Consider the following 13,341-nt stretch of genomic DNA (forward strand, 5'->3'; position numbering starts at 1 on the left):
ACCCCCGAACAAGTCGAAAACGCCGCCGAAGTCGGCATCGAACACAACCTCGGCCTGACCTGCGACCCCGTCGGCGGACTGGTACAAATCCCCTGCATCGAACGGAACGCCATCGCCAGCGTGAAAGCCATCAACGCCGCACGACTCTCCCTCCACGGCGACGGAAGCCACAAAGTATCCCTCGACAAAGCCATCAAAACCATGCGTGAGACAGGAGCGGACATGAAAACCAAATACAAAGAAACCTCCCGCGGAGGCCTCGCCGTCAACGTCATCGAGTGCTGACCATGACTGCCATTGAGACTGAAACTTCCCAGCCGTCAGCCGGCTCACCGGCCACCACCGTGGAGCACGTCCTGACCCTGGACTGCAACGAGTCGCCGGGCATCGTCCACGCCGTGTCCGGCTTCCTGCTGGAGCACGGCTGCGACATCATCGACAACCAGCAGTTCGGCGAACGTTCCGAGGGGCACTTCTTCATGCGGGTGCACTTCGCGTCCGACGGCGATGACTCCACCGCGGACACGCTGCGGACCGCTTTTGGTCCGGTGGCTGAACGCTTCGGGATGAGCTGGCGGCTGGAGCCGCACGGCTCCAAGCGCAAGGTGCTGATCATGGTGTCCAAGTTCGGGCACTGCCTCAACGACCTGCTGTTCCGCGCCCGCATCGGCGAACTGCCGGTGGACGTGGTGGCCGTGGTCTCGAACCACACCGACCACCAGGCGCTGGTGGAATGGCACGGCATCCCCTTCTTCCACGTGCCAGTCACCGCCGCCACCAAGCCCGAAGCCGAGGCGCGGCTGCTGGAACTCGTGGACGAGTACGACGTGGAACTGGTGGTCCTGGCCCGCTACATGCAGGTGCTCAGTGACGGCCTCACCCGCAAGCTGGACGGCAAGGCGATCAACATCCACCACTCGTTCCTGCCCAGCTTCAAGGGCGCCAAGCCGTACCACCAGGCCTACGCCCGCGGGGTGAAGACCGTGGGCGCCACCGCGCACTACGTCAACGGCGAACTGGACGAGGGACCCATCATCGCCCAGCAGGTGGTTGAGGTGGACCACACCTACGGTCCGGAAGATCTCGTTGCCGCCGGCCGCGACACCGAATGCAAGGCGCTGTCCAACGCGGTGCGCTGGCACTGCGAGGGCCGGGTGATCCTGCAGGGCAACAGGACCGTGGTGCTGCGGTAGGTCGTCCCTGCCGCTGCCTGCCTCAAATCCGCGAGTCGGGACGCTCTCTCACTTCCGGGCGGTTTAGCCGGGACGCTCTATCACCTCCTTGGGGGAAGTGAGAGAGCGTCCCGGCTTTTCTTGCGTTAAGTGAGAGAGCGTTGTGTCCCGGGCTACGGGGCGGCCAGCCGGGTGGCCAGGTGCAGCGCGGCGAGCCGGCCGGTTCCGCGCGGATCGCCGCCGCACAGCTCGAAAATCCGCTGCAGCCGGTGGTGCATCGACTGCCGCTCCACGTGCAGTTCCCGTGCAGCCTGCGCCGTGTTGCAGCCGGAGTCGAGCCACGTCGCCAGTGTTTCCAGCAGCTGCGAGTTCCGCCGGGCGTCGTGGTCCAGCACGGGACCCAGCTGCTGGCGGACAAAATCCTGCCGGGCTCCCTGGTCCAGGTGCTGTGCCGCCAGCCGCTCGACGGCGAGATTCTCGACGTCGAGCACCACACCGCCGGTGTCCGACGCCGGGCGAGCCGCAGCGCGCAGCGAACCGTTTACCGCGAGATCCAGGGCGACTTTCGCCTCCGACAGCGACCACGGCGCGTTCTCGATCCCGACAGCCAGCGGGCCCACCGCCGTCATGGTTCCGGCCTCCACCGGGAGCTCCTCCAGCGCGGCAACGAGTTCGGCCCGCGCCGCCGCGGCCCCGTCAAACGGAAGGGCGGCAAGCGCCAGGACCTCCGCATTGTCCACATAGCTGGCACTCTGCTGGGCCGACTTCTTCAGGATCTTGTCCATGGCCACCCGCAATTGCTGCGAGGTGGATGTCCGGACGACGACGGCGACCATCGTTGCGGAGGGCGGAATGCCGGCGGCCGGCGAGAGCTGCTGCAGCCGCCACGGCTGGCTGCCGGAACTGACGGCGCGCAGCAGCGCAGTCCCTGCGACCTCCTTCAACCCGGGCGGCATCCGCTGCAGCAGGGCCAGCGAGAGGATGTCCACGCAGCGGCCGCCGGCGACTCGTGCGAGGTTGATGTCGCCGTCGGCCGGGACGGTGATGATCAGCCTCGCTGACGGCACGCCGCGGACCGGCACATCGATGTTGATGACGGTGCCGTCAGCGCCCGGGTGTCCGGGCTCCTCGTCACTGCCGGGGCCGTCCGCCGCGTCGCCGGGGCCCGCGTTGCCGGGGCCCTCCGTCCGGGGGCCGGTGCCGTTGGGGCCGGCGCTGCCGAGTGTCACGCCGGACACCGACGAAAGCTCCAGCGTCGCGTCAAGGATTCCGGCCAGGACGCCAAGGATCTGGTCCAGACTGCTCCCATGGGCCAGCTCAACAGCCATCTCATGGCTGGCTTCGTCCGCGCGGCGCAGGTGGGCCACCGATTCGCTGACCAGCATTGAATTGATGGCCTGCATGATGCCCACGAAGGGCACCACTTTGCGGAATTCGATCAGTGGCAGTCCCGCTTGCTCCGCCGCGCGGACCATGGAGGAGGGAAGCGATGCGAGCCGCTGGCCCGTTTCCACCACCAGCGCGCCGACACCGCGCTCAGCCAGCTGGCGGATGTACTCCACGCGGCGCGCGTCCGAGGCCGTGACCAGCGCGTCGCCGCCGGTGAGGAGCAATTCGCCGCCGCTAAGTAACGGCGCAATGTCCAGAACCTCACTGGAGTGGACCCACCGCAGCTGCGTATCGGCCACCGCGGCCGCGCCGGCGCGGAGCACCGGATCCGCGGCGGTGAAACTGGCGTGGTTCATGATATCGCTGAGCCTGATTGGCATGACGCTCCGTAACGCAAAAGATCGTTTTGATGTACATATCGTATCTTGTTGGGTGTGGCCTGCAACACATAATCTGGATATACCCTTTTCCCCCTACGGAGGCCCCCATGCAACACAACTCCACTGCAGTCCCGGCCGGCCAAGCGCCCGTAGCCGGCGAAGACGTCGAAGCCTGGCTTCAGCCCATTCCCGAATCCCAGCGGACCCGGAAGGTATCCGGCCAGTTCTGGATCTGGGCCGGCGCAAACCTCGCACCCATCAACTGGGTGCTCGGCGCCCTGGGCATCCACCTCGGGCTTGGTTTTGCGGACACCGTCACCGTTCTGGTCCTGGGGAACCTGATCGGGATGCTCCTCTTCGGCTGCTTCGTCCTGCTTGGCCAGAAGACCGGGGCAACCGGCATGGTGCTGGCCCGGGCAGCTTTCGGCAGGCGCGGAAATTACCTGCCCGCCGCCATCCAGGCGCTGCTGGTCATCGGCTGGTGTGCCGTGAACACGTGGATCATCCTGGACCTGGTCATGGCGCTGTTCGGGACCCTCGGCTGGGTTGACCCCACCGCCCACAACTACGCCTGGAAGATCGGCGTCGCCACCACCATCATGGCTGCACAGGTAGCCATCGCCTGGTTCGGCTACAAGGCCATCGCCGCGTTTGAAAAGTGGACAGTGCCGCCCACTATCATCATCCTTGCGGTCATGTCCGCCGTCGCCTGGTTCGGCATGAAGATCAACTGGACCTACGCCGGACCTGCCGGCAACATCCTTGAAGGCTCGGAGCGGATCGCCGCGATGAGCGCTGTCATGACGGCGATCGGCATCGGCTGGGGAATCACCTGGTTCACCTACGCCGCCGACTACTCCCGCTTCGTCAGCACCGAGGTGCCCAAGCGCAAGGTTTACCTCGCCTCAGTGCTGGGCCAGTTCATCCCCGTCGTCTGGCTCGGAATCCTGGGCGCCAGCCTCGCCACCAACAGCGGCGAAATTGATCCCGGAAAACTGATCGTCCAGAACTTCGGCGTCCTCGCACTTCCCGTACTGCTGATGGTCCTGCACGGACCCATCGCCACCAATATCCTGAACATCTACACCTTCTCGGTCGCCACGCAGGCGCTCGACATCACCATCAGCCGCCGCAAGCTCAACCTGTTCGTCGGGGTGTTCTCGCTGGCCGCCGTCGTGTTCTTCATCTTCCAGGAAGACTTCGCCGCCGTGCTGGACGCCTGGCTGATCGGCCTCGTGGCATGGGTTGCCGCCTGGGGCGGCGTCATGCTGGTTCACTACTTCTGGGTCGAGAAGCGCTGGCCCAGTGACGCTTCGCGGCTGTTCGACCGCGTGGGCACCAAGCGGCTCCCCGGAGTCAACTGGGCCGGCGTCGTATCCCTCCTGGTCGGTATCTTTGCCACCTGGCTGTTCATGTACGGGCTTGTCCCCGCAATGCAGGGCCCCATCGCCGTGGCCCTGGGCGGCTGGGACCTGTCCTGGCTGGCCGGCGGACTCAGCAGCGCTGCGAGCTACGCCGTTCTTGGCCCCCGGGTTCACCGCAGGTTTCTGGCCAGTGCCGCAGCTCAGCAGGTAACCGTGCCCGAGGAAGCTGCACCCGAAACGTCAGTCCGCCCGGCAACAACCGCAGTCTCACTGTAGAAAGGAACCGGACCATGGAATTCCCCGCTTTCCCGGACTCCGCCCATCCCATCACCTGGCCCGAAGGCTACCGGGCGGCCGCGTCGTTCACCTTCGATGTGGACGCGGAGTCCTGCACCATCGCCCACGATCCCAGCAGCACGCGCCGGATGTCGCTCATGACCCACCAGTCATACGGACCCAAGGTTGCTGTGCCGCGGCTGCTGCAGATCCTGCAGCGCCAGGACATCCAGGCAACGTTCTTCATCCCGGGCTTCACCGCTGAGAGCTACCCCGACGTGGTGCGCCGGATCGTGGATGCGGGCCATGAGATCGCCCACCACGGCTACCTGCACGAACCCATGCAGGGCATCGACGCCGCCACCGAGGCGCGGTACATCGACCGTGGGCTGGAAGCGCTGGCCAAAGTGGCGGGCGTCCGGCCCGTGGGCTACCGCGCTCCCTGGTGGGAGCTCAACTGGCACTCGCCGGCACTCCTTGCGGACCGCGGCTTCCTCTACGATTCAAGCCTGCTCGACGGCGACGCACCGTACCGCTTCAGCGTCGCCGAGGGTGACTCCAGGGACCTCGTTGAGATCCCGGTCGACTGGGCCTTGGACGACTGGGAGCAGTACGCGTTCTATCCCGGCGTGACCGGCAGCGGAGTCATCGAAAGCCCCGCCAAGGTCCTCGAAATGTGGACGCTGGAAGCCGAGGCGCACCACGCGGCCGGGAGCTGTTTCGTACTGACCAACCACCCGTTCATCTCGGGCCGGCCCTCAAAGGCGGTGGCGCTCGAGCAGCTGATCAGCCGGGTCAAGGATATGGACGGCATGTGGGTCACCACGATGGCAAAGATCGCCGAGCACACCCGGGACACGGTGACCGAAGTCCACAGCCACGCGCGGATCGAGGTTCCAGGCTTCCCCGACGCCGGTGCCCGCTTCACTCCGGCGCAGGTCCGCCAGTCAGCACTGGCCTCCGACCGGCTCCGCCCCTAACCCCGGACGCTCTCCCACTATTTGCCGGAAAAGCCGGAACCCTCTCTCACCGGTGAGAGAGGGTTCCGGCTTTTGGCGCAACAAGTGAGAGAGGGTCCGCCGAAAAGGCGCAGGAAGTGAGAGAGGGTCCCGGGGAGGCTAGACGCCCAGGGCTTCCTTCAGCGCTGCGACGTGGCCCTGGGCCTTGACCTGGTACTGGGCCAGCTTCACTTTTCCTTCGGGGTCGAGCACCACGGTGGAGCGGACGATTCCTTCAGTGACTTCCCCGTCGCGGAGCTTTTCACCCCAGGCGCCGTAGGCCAGTGCCACGGCGTGGTCCTCGTCTGCCAGGAGCGGGAAGGTCAGTGCGAAGTCGCCGGTGAAGTGCGCCAGCTTCTCGGGGGCGTCGGGGGAGACGCCGAGGACCTCGTAGCCGGAGCCCTGGAGGGACTCGAGGCTGTCGCGGAAGTCGCAGGCCTCGGTGGTGCAGCCCGGGGTGGCGGCCTCCGGGTAGAAGTACACAATGACGTTCTTGCCGCGGTAATCGGCCAGTGACGTCGGCTTGCCCTCAGCGTCCGGCAGGGTGAAGTCCGGTGCCTGGGTTCCGGGCTGGAGCTTGGTGGTCAGAGTGGGGCTCATGATGATCCTTCGGGAGTCTGATTACTGACAAAGCGTGCGTACTGAACGGGCTGGCTGCGCTGGCTTCTACAGGCACAACCACGGTTTCAGATGCAGTATTCCGCGGGGCCGCGAACTTTGGTGTGCGGTCCCGGGACGAACTGGTACCCGCCGCCGCGCACGGTGGCGATCGCATGCCGGCCGCGGCGCAGCTTCCGCCGCACCCGGCCCACATACACATCGATGGAACGGGAGGCCGCCGCGGGGGAATCGAACGATTCCAGGAACAGCCGCAGCTCTTCCCGGCTGATGGCCCGCGAACAGTTTTCCACGAGGTAGCGCAGCAGCTTGAATTCGACGCCGGTCAGCGCCACGAGCTTCCCGTCCAGCAGGACCTCGCCTGCGGCAAGGTCCACGGACACCAGGCTCGCGGGACCGGCCGACGGCGGCAGGGGAGTGGCGCCGTCGTCGTCCACTTCCGGGGAGTCCTCCGGAAGGGCCGACGACGGCACCCGGGTTCCGCTGCCGGCTGCCCCGTGCGGTCCCCCCGGCAGGGCAGCTTCGGCAGCGGAAGTTGCAGCTCCGGCGGCGGGCCAGACGTGGACTTCCGCCTCCGGAGCAATCTTCAGGGCACGGGCCAGCAACAGTTCCGCGGCGCGCGCCATGACGGCATCGTCAATGTCCTGTTCGCCGTCCGGGGTCACCCAGACGGCCAGGCCATGGGCTTTGAGCTGCGGACCCCGCGTCGCCGGCCCGGCTTTCGCCGGGCCAGCGGGCGCCGGAGCGGACGCACATATGCCGCGCGGAGAATGTACCTGGACTGCCACGGCGTGGTTCCTCAGACGCCGCCGCGGCGGATGAGCTTGCCGCTGGGGGTCTGGCCGTCGATCTCATGTCCGCGCAGGAATGTCTTCCGGACCACGCCGGAGAGCGCCTTGCCGTCGTACGGAGTGATGGGGTTCTTGTGCTTGAGCTTGGAAACATCCACTACGAAGGCCTCATCCGGGGCGAAGACCGAGAAGTCCGCGTCGAAACCGAGCGCCAGCTGGCCCTTGTTGGACAGGCGTGCCAGGGCGGCCGGCTTCTCGGCCATCCAGGACACCACCTGCTCCAGCGGGATGCCGCGGTGCCGGGCTTCGGTCCAGATGAGCGAGAGGCCCAGCTGCAGCGAGGAAACCCCGCCCCAGGCCACGGCGAAGTCGCCGTTTTCCAGGTCCTTCAGATCCAGCGTCGACGGGGAGTGGTCGGAGACGATGCAGTCGATGGTGCCGTCCTGCAGGCCCTTCCAGAGCAGCTCTCGGTTGGAGGCCTCGCGGATCGGCGGGCAGCACTTGTAGGCGGTGGCGCCGTCCGGGATTTCCTCGGCCATGAGCGTGAGGTAGTGCGGGCAGGTCTCCACGGTGAGGTGCACGCCGTCGCGCTTGGCGGAGGCGATCATCGGGAGCGCATCCGAGGAGGAGAGGTGCAGGATGTGGGCGCGGGCGCCGGTCCACCGGGCACGTTCGATCACCTCGGCGATGGCCTTGTTCTCGGCGCCGCGGGGGCGGGAGGCCAGGAAGGTGGAGTAGTGGTCGCCGCCCGGGTGGGGTGCGCGGTCAATGGCGTGCGAGTCCTCGGCGTGGACGATCATGAGCGAGTCGAAGGACTTGAGTTCGGCCATGTCCTCTTCCATCTCGTCCGCCTCCAGGTGCGGGAACTCGTCCACGCCGGAGTGCAGCAGGAAGCACTTGAAACCGAACACGCCCTCGTCGTGCAGCGGGCGCAGGTCCGCCTTGTTGCCGGGAACCGCGCCGCCCCAGAACCCGACGTCCACGAACGCCTGGTCCTCGGCCACCTCGCGCTTGAGCTTGAGGCCTTCCACGGTGGTGGTGGGCGGGATGGAGTTCAGCGGCATGTCGATGATGGTGGTGACACCGCCGGCCGCGGCGGCACGGGTGGCGGACGCGAAGCCCTCCCACTCGGTGCGGCCGGGCTCGTTGACGTGGACGTGGGTGTCCACCAGGCCGGGGATCAGGGTTTCGTCGTCGGCGAGGTCGATCACGGCGTCGCCGGCCAGGCCGTTGCCGAGGGGCTCGATGGCCACGATCTTGCCGCCGCGCACGCCCACCTCACGGGGCGCGATGCCGGCCGTGGTGAGGATGCGCTGCCCCCGGATAACGAGGTCAAAGCGTTCTTCAGACATTGAGGGGCTCCTTAGTGCGGGCGCTGTTCACCGGCGTGGTGGAACCGGCCGGGGCGGGGGCCTGGGTCAGGTCCGCCAGTTCCGCGCCGATGTGCTTTCCCAATTGTTCAAGCAGGGGTCCTGCTTCGGCTATACATATTTCTACCTTGGCCTCCAGCGCGGTCAGCGGGTAGACCTGCCGGAATCCGGAATCCTTTTGCTGTTCCGGTGTCAGGGTGGTCCGGCCGCAGACGGCCACCGCCGGAACGCCGGCCCGTTCAGCCGCCCGCGCCACGCCCATGGGCGTCTTGCCCAGCAGGCTCTGCTCGTCCAGGCTGCCTTCGCCGGTGATCACCAGGTCGGCGCCGGCCAGGCGGTCGGCCAGCCCGGTGAATTCAAGTACGACGTCGATGCCCGGCCTGCGCGTCGCCGCCAGGACGGCGATGGCGGCGTAGCCCACGCCGCCGGCCGCCCCGGCACCCGGTGCGTCCGCGGCCTTCAGCGCGCGGGGCCCGATCTCGGCGGCGAGCACGTCCACAAAGTGCGCCAGGGCGGCATCCAGCTCTTCCACGTCCTGCGGGCTGGCACCCTTCTGCGGGCCGAAGATCGCGGGAGCGCCCTCCGCCCCGAGCAGGGGGTTGTCCACGTCGCTGGCCAGGACAAAGCGCGTCTCGTCCAGCCGGGAATCGAAGTCCGAGAAGTCGATCCGGTCCAGCCTGGCGAGGGCCGCGCCGCCCGGCGGCAGTTCGTTGCCGCCGGCGTCGAGGAGCTGCGCGCCGAGTCCCCGCAGGACGCCGGCGCCGCCGTCGGTGTTGGCGCTCCCGCCGACGCCGAGGATGATCTGCCGGCATCCGGCGTCGAGCGCCGCCCGGATCAGTTCACCGGTTCCCAGGCTGGTGGCTCCCTTGGCGTCCAGGGTGCCGCCGGGGAGGACGGCGAGGCCGGAAGCAGCTGCCATTTCGATGACCGCCTCGCGGCCGCGGACGGCAAAGTCCGCCCGGAGCGGCTGCCCGGTAGGGCCGCTGACCGTGGCGCTCCGGCGGGAGAAGCCGGAGCCGACGGCGGCATCGAGGGTGCCCTCGCCGCCGTCGGCCACCGGAATCCGGAGTACCTCAAGGTTGTGGCCCGTGGCGGACTGCAGCCCGGCAGCCAGGTGCCGGGCCACGTCCGGGGCGGACAGCGAGCCCTTGAACTTGTCCGGGGCGATCACGATCCGCATGGTTAGGCCTGCATCGCCAGGATGGCGGTGGGGGCGTCGGCGCTGGTCTCGGCCAGTTCCTCGAACTCGTTGACCGCGTTGATTTCCACGCCCATGGAGATGTTGGTGATCTTCTCCAGGATCACTTCCACCACCACGGGAACCTTGAACTCGCCGGCCAGCGCCTTGGCCTTGTCGAATGCGGAACCCAGGTCGCTGGGGTCCTCCACACGGATGGCCTTGCAGCCCAGGCCCTCAGCCACCTTGATGTGGTCCACGCCGTAGCCCGCCGCCGTTGCCGAGAGATCGGTGCTGTTGATGTTCTCGAACGCCAGGGACACGTTCTGCTCCATATTGAAGCCGCGCTGGGACTGGCGGATCAGGCCCAGGTACGAGTTGTTGACCACCACGTGGATGTACGGCAGGTTGAACTGCGCGCCCACGGCCAGTTCCTCGATCATGAACTGGAAGTCATAGTCGCCGGACAGGGCCACAACCGTCTCGTCCGGCTTGCCGCGGACAACGCCCAGGGCGGCCGGAGCGGTCCAGCCCAGGGGACCGGCCTGGCCGGCGTTGATCCACTTGCGCGGGCCGAACACGTGCAGCATCTGGGCGCCGGCGATCTGGGACAGGCCGATGGTGGAAACGTACGTGGTGTCCTTGCCGAAGGACTTGTTCATCTCCTCGTACACGCGCTGCGGCTTGATCGGGATGTTCTCGAAGTGCGTCTTGCGGTGCAGGGTGGCCTTGCGTTCGGCGCATTCGGCGGCCCAGGCGGAATAGTCCGGCAGGGATCCGGCGGCCCGGCGCTCACGGGCCAGTTCAATCAGCCCGGCCAGCGCCGCACGGGCGTCGGACGCGACGCCGAAGTCCGGGGAGAACACGCGGCCGATCTGCGTGGGCTCGATGTCGATGTGCACGAACGTGCGGCCGGCCGTGTAGGTGTCCAGGCCGCCGGTGTGGCGGTTGGCCCAGCGGTTGCCGATGCCGATCACGAAGTCGCTGCGCAGGTAGTTCTCGTTGCCGTAGCGGTGGCTGGTCTGCAGGCCCACCATGCCGGCCATCAGCGGGTGGTCGTCCGAGATGGCGCCCCAGCCCATCAGGGTGGGGATCACGGGAACACCCAGCAGCTCGGCCAGTTCCACCAGTTCGGCGGAGGCGCCGGCGTTGATGATGCCGCCGCCAGCCACGATCAGCGGGCGCTCGCCTGCGGTCAGCATGTCCAGGGCCTTTTCCAGCTGCTTCCGGGAGGCCTTCGGCTTTTCCACGGGCAGGGGCTCGTAGGTATCGATGTCGAATTCGATCTCGGCCATCTGCACGTCGATCGGCAGGTCCAGCAGCACGGGGCCGGGGCGGCCGGAGCGCATCAGCTGGAACGCCTTCTGGAAGGCGCCCGGAACCTGGCCGGGTTCCAGGATGGTCATGGCCATCTTGGTGACGGGCTTGGCGATGGATTCGATGTCCACGGCCTGGAAGTCTTCCTTGTGCAGCTTGGCCACGGGGGCCTGGCCGGTGATGCAGAGCATGGGGATGGAATCGGCCCAGGCCGCGTACAGCCCGGTGATCATGTCGGTGCCGGCGGGGCCGGAGGTGCCGATGCAGATGCCGATGTTGCCGTCCGCGGCACGGGAGTAGCCGTCCGCCATGTGGCTGGCGCCTTCAACGTGGCGGGCCAGCGTGTGGCGGATGCCGCCGTGGGCCCGCATGGCCGAATAGAAGGGGTTGATTGCCGCGCCTGGCAGGCCGAACGCCTCGGTGGCGCCCTCCTTTTCCAGGATCGCGACGGCAGCGTCTACGGTGCGCATCTTGGTCATGGTGTACTCCTTGAAAGTCTGTGGGAAAAGCCTGTTTTTGGGTGTGCTGAGGGAGCCGCCGTCGTTGATGTACGACGGCGGTTGCCCTGGTTGTTGCTTTTGTGGCCGGCTACTGCCGGAGGTGCGTTACTTCCGGCCGCTGAGCTGGAGGACCTGCTTGAAGAGGCCTGAGTGGTCGAGGCCGCCGTCGCCCTGGTTGACGGTGGCGGCGACGAGCTGCGCGACGACGGCGCCGAGGGGGACGGCGACGTTGGCTTCGCGGGCGGCGGAGGTGACGATGCCGAGGTCCTTGTGGTGCAGGGCCAGACGGAAGCCGGGGTCGAAGTTGCGGTCCAGCATCTTCTGGCCCTTCTGGTCCAGGACCTTGGAGCCGGCCAGGCCGCCGCCCAGGACCTTGAGGGCGGCGTCGGTGTCCACGCCGTAGGCCTCGAGGAAGGCGATGGCTTCTGCCAGGACCTCGATGTTGACGGCGACGATCAGCTGGTTGGCTGCCTTGACGGTCTGGCCGGAGCCTGCGGGGCCGACGTGGACGATGGTCTTGCCGACGGCGTTGAGGACGTCCTGTGCTGCCTCGAAGTCGGCTGCGTCGCCGCCCACCATGATGGAGAGTGCGGCGTCGATGGCGCCCTGTTCGCCGCCGGAGACCGGGGCGTCGAGCGGGCGGATGCCTGCGGCGACTGCATCCTCGGCCAAACGCTTGGCGACGTCCGGGCGGATGCTGGAGGCGTCGATCCAGAGGGTGCCCTGCTTGGCGTTGGCGAAGACTCCGTCGGGGCCGCTGACAACACCCTCAACGTCGGGGGAGTCCGGCACCATGGTGATGACGACGTCGGCGTCCTTGACGGCGTCCGCGATGCTCGTGGCGCCCTTGCCGCCTTCGGATACCAGCTTGTCGATCTTGTCCTGGCTGCGGTTGAAGCCGGTGACGGTGTGGCCGGCCTTGACGAGGTTGATGGCCATGGGCAGGCCCATGATTCCGAGTCCGATGACTGAAACGTTGCTCATTGTGGTTCTCTTTCTGAAGTCTGTGGTGGTGGAGGGCGGCGGTCCCAACTAGGTCGCAGTTGATGTCGTTTTGGGGGCTCAAAACGACATCTGCTGCTACTCAGTTGGGCGGGTGGGAACGGAACCTACTGGGAGACGCGCTGGCGGATGGCCCAGCTGAAGGCGGTTTCCTGCGGTTCCTTGTATTCGAGGCCGATGTAGCCCTCATAGCCGAGTTCGCGGCTGCGGGCGATCCATTCGCCGAGGGGAAGCCCGCCGGTTCCGGGAGCCCCGCGGCCGGGGTTGTCGGCGATCTGGATGTGGCCGAAGTCCTTGGCGTGCTTTTCGATGACGGCGGCGACGTCGTCTCCGTTGACGGCCAGGTGGTAGAAGTCGGCGAGGAGCTTGATGTTCTCCGCGCCGGATTCCTCCTTGACCCGGGCAATGACGTTGAGTGCGTCCTGGGCTTTGAGGAGCGGGTACCTGGGGGCGCCGCTGACCGGTTCGAGGAGGACGGTGCCGCCGATGCGGGCCACTCCTGCGGCTGCGGCGGCCAGGTTCCTGGCGCCCAGTTCGTCCTGTTCCTCCGGGGTGAATTCGTCCTGGCGGTTGCCGTAGAGGGCGTTGAACGCCTTGCAGCCGAGGCGCTCGCCGATGCCGGCGACGACGTCGATGTTGTCCTTGAACTCGGAGCAGCGTCCCTTCCAGGAGACCAGGCCGCGGTCGCCGCCGGGCATGTTGCCGGCGTTGAAGTTCAGGCCGGTGAGCTGCACGCCGGCGTCGGTGATGGCGCGCTCGAAAGCCGTGGTCTCGGCGTCGGTGGGGACGGAAGTGTCAAAAGGCCACCAGAACTCGACGGCGTCAAAGCCGGCGGCCTTCGCGGCAGCGGGCCGCTCGAGCAGGGGCAGCTCTGTCAGCAGGATGGAGCAGTTCACTGTGTACGTCATCGTAGGTCCTTCCGAGGAGGGGGCTTTGATCTAGCTTCCTATGCTTCTTGTCTCTTCGCGATTTCGCTTCAAGATTCCG

At 67.2% G+C, this 13,341-nt stretch carries 12 protein-coding genes; 4 read left to right on the top strand and 8 right to left on the bottom strand.

Annotated elements, in window-relative coordinates; all coding sequences use genetic code 11:
* Positions 1-285, top strand: a 285-nt coding sequence (locus BS38_RS24310) for an L-serine ammonia-lyase, iron-sulfur-dependent, subunit alpha (protein WP_028272760.1), incomplete at its 5' end; no start/stop codon positions are given.
* Between the two features lie 2 nt (positions 286-287).
* The gene (gene purU, locus BS38_RS0104300; RefSeq protein ID WP_028269680.1) at positions 288-1,193 is read left to right on the top strand and encodes a formyltetrahydrofolate deformylase; all 906 of its coding nucleotides are present in this window, start codon (positions 288-290) and stop codon (positions 1,191-1,193) included.
* Positions 1,194-1,345: 152 nt separating this feature from the next.
* Here the strand turns inward: purU and BS38_RS0104305 are convergent, their stop codons facing one another.
* Entirely contained in the window at positions 1,346-2,941 is a 1,596-nt protein-coding gene (locus tag BS38_RS0104305; protein ID WP_028269681.1) for a PucR family transcriptional regulator, read from the bottom strand.
* Positions 2,942-3,048: 107 nt separating this feature from the next.
* On the opposite strand from BS38_RS0104305, the gene BS38_RS0104310 reads away from it, so the two are divergent.
* Together BS38_RS0104310 and BS38_RS0104315 are read left to right on the top strand one after the other, a co-directional pair.
* On the top strand, positions 3,049-4,581 hold the full coding sequence (locus tag BS38_RS0104310) for a purine-cytosine permease family protein (RefSeq protein ID WP_043437651.1): 1,533 nt from the start codon (positions 3,049-3,051) through the stop codon (positions 4,579-4,581).
* A gap of 14 nt (positions 4,582-4,595) precedes the next feature.
* Positions 4,596-5,561 (top strand): polysaccharide deacetylase family protein, encoded by a 966-nt coding sequence (locus BS38_RS0104315; RefSeq protein WP_028269683.1) that lies wholly within the window; start codon positions 4,596-4,598, stop codon positions 5,559-5,561.
* Positions 5,562-5,699: 138 nt separating this feature from the next.
* Here the strand turns inward: BS38_RS0104315 and bcp are convergent, their stop codons facing one another.
* From bcp to BS38_RS0104350, 7 genes are all read right to left on the bottom strand, one after another.
* A complete protein-coding gene (bcp, locus tag BS38_RS0104320) occupies positions 5,700-6,179 on the bottom strand; it encodes a thioredoxin-dependent thiol peroxidase (RefSeq protein WP_028269684.1) in 480 nt (159 codons plus the stop codon).
* Positions 6,180-6,265: 86 nt separating this feature from the next.
* The gene (locus BS38_RS0104325) at positions 6,266-6,985 is read right to left on the bottom strand and encodes a winged helix-turn-helix domain-containing protein (protein ID WP_028269685.1); all 720 of its coding nucleotides are present in this window, start codon (positions 6,983-6,985) and stop codon (positions 6,266-6,268) included.
* A gap of 11 nt (positions 6,986-6,996) precedes the next feature.
* A complete protein-coding gene (gene allB, locus BS38_RS0104330; protein WP_028269686.1) occupies positions 6,997-8,340 on the bottom strand; it encodes an allantoinase AllB in 1,344 nt (447 codons plus the stop codon).
* Positions 8,333-9,538: a glycerate kinase gene (locus BS38_RS0104335; RefSeq protein WP_028269687.1), complete on the bottom strand. Its 1,206-nt coding sequence runs from the start codon at positions 9,536-9,538 to the stop codon at positions 8,333-8,335. The genes allB and BS38_RS0104335 overlap by 8 nt, the downstream gene beginning before the upstream one ends.
* A 2-nt stretch (positions 9,539-9,540) precedes the next feature.
* Complete coding sequence (gene gcl, locus BS38_RS0104340; protein WP_028269688.1) at positions 9,541-11,331, bottom strand: glyoxylate carboligase; 1,791 nt, start codon at positions 11,329-11,331, stop codon at positions 9,541-9,543.
* 126 nt (positions 11,332-11,457) lie between these two features.
* Positions 11,458-12,336 (bottom strand): 2-hydroxy-3-oxopropionate reductase, encoded by an 879-nt coding sequence (locus BS38_RS0104345; protein ID WP_028269689.1) that lies wholly within the window; start codon positions 12,334-12,336, stop codon positions 11,458-11,460.
* Between the two features lie 125 nt (positions 12,337-12,461).
* Entirely contained in the window at positions 12,462-13,262 is an 801-nt protein-coding gene (locus BS38_RS0104350) for a hydroxypyruvate isomerase family protein (protein ID WP_028269690.1), read from the bottom strand.
* Positions 13,263-13,341 lie beyond the last annotated feature (79 nt).

Origin of the sequence: Arthrobacter sp. UNC362MFTsu5.1, from assembly GCF_000685965.1 — a bacterium.
GTDB lineage: Bacteria > Actinomycetota > Actinomycetes > Actinomycetales > Micrococcaceae > Arthrobacter.

Bases quoted from the DNA above. Each gene is read 5' to 3' on its own strand.
- BS38_RS0104305 (WP_028269681.1), bottom strand. From the start codon at position 2,941: ATGCCAATCAGGCTCAGCGATATCATGAACCACGCCAGTTTCACCGCC.
- BS38_RS0104350 (WP_028269690.1), bottom strand. From the start codon at position 13,262: ATGACGTACACAGTGAACTGCTCCATCCTGCTGACAGAGCTGCCCCTG.
- gcl (WP_028269688.1), bottom strand. From the start codon at position 11,331: ATGACCAAGATGCGCACCGTAGACGCTGCCGTCGCGATCCTGGAAAAG.
- BS38_RS0104335 (WP_028269687.1), bottom strand. From the start codon at position 9,538: ATGCGGATCGTGATCGCCCCGGACAAGTTCAAGGGCTCGCTGTCCGCC.
- BS38_RS0104310 (WP_043437651.1), top strand. From the start codon at position 3,049: ATGCAACACAACTCCACTGCAGTCCCGGCCGGCCAAGCGCCCGTAGCC.
- purU (WP_028269680.1), top strand. From the start codon at position 288: ATGACTGCCATTGAGACTGAAACTTCCCAGCCGTCAGCCGGCTCACCG.
- BS38_RS0104345 (WP_028269689.1), bottom strand. From the start codon at position 12,336: ATGAGCAACGTTTCAGTCATCGGACTCGGAATCATGGGCCTGCCCATG.
- bcp (WP_028269684.1), bottom strand. From the start codon at position 6,179: ATGAGCCCCACTCTGACCACCAAGCTCCAGCCCGGAACCCAGGCACCG.
- BS38_RS0104315 (WP_028269683.1), top strand. From the start codon at position 4,596: ATGGAATTCCCCGCTTTCCCGGACTCCGCCCATCCCATCACCTGGCCC.
- allB (WP_028269686.1), bottom strand. From the start codon at position 8,340: ATGTCTGAAGAACGCTTTGACCTCGTTATCCGGGGGCAGCGCATCCTC.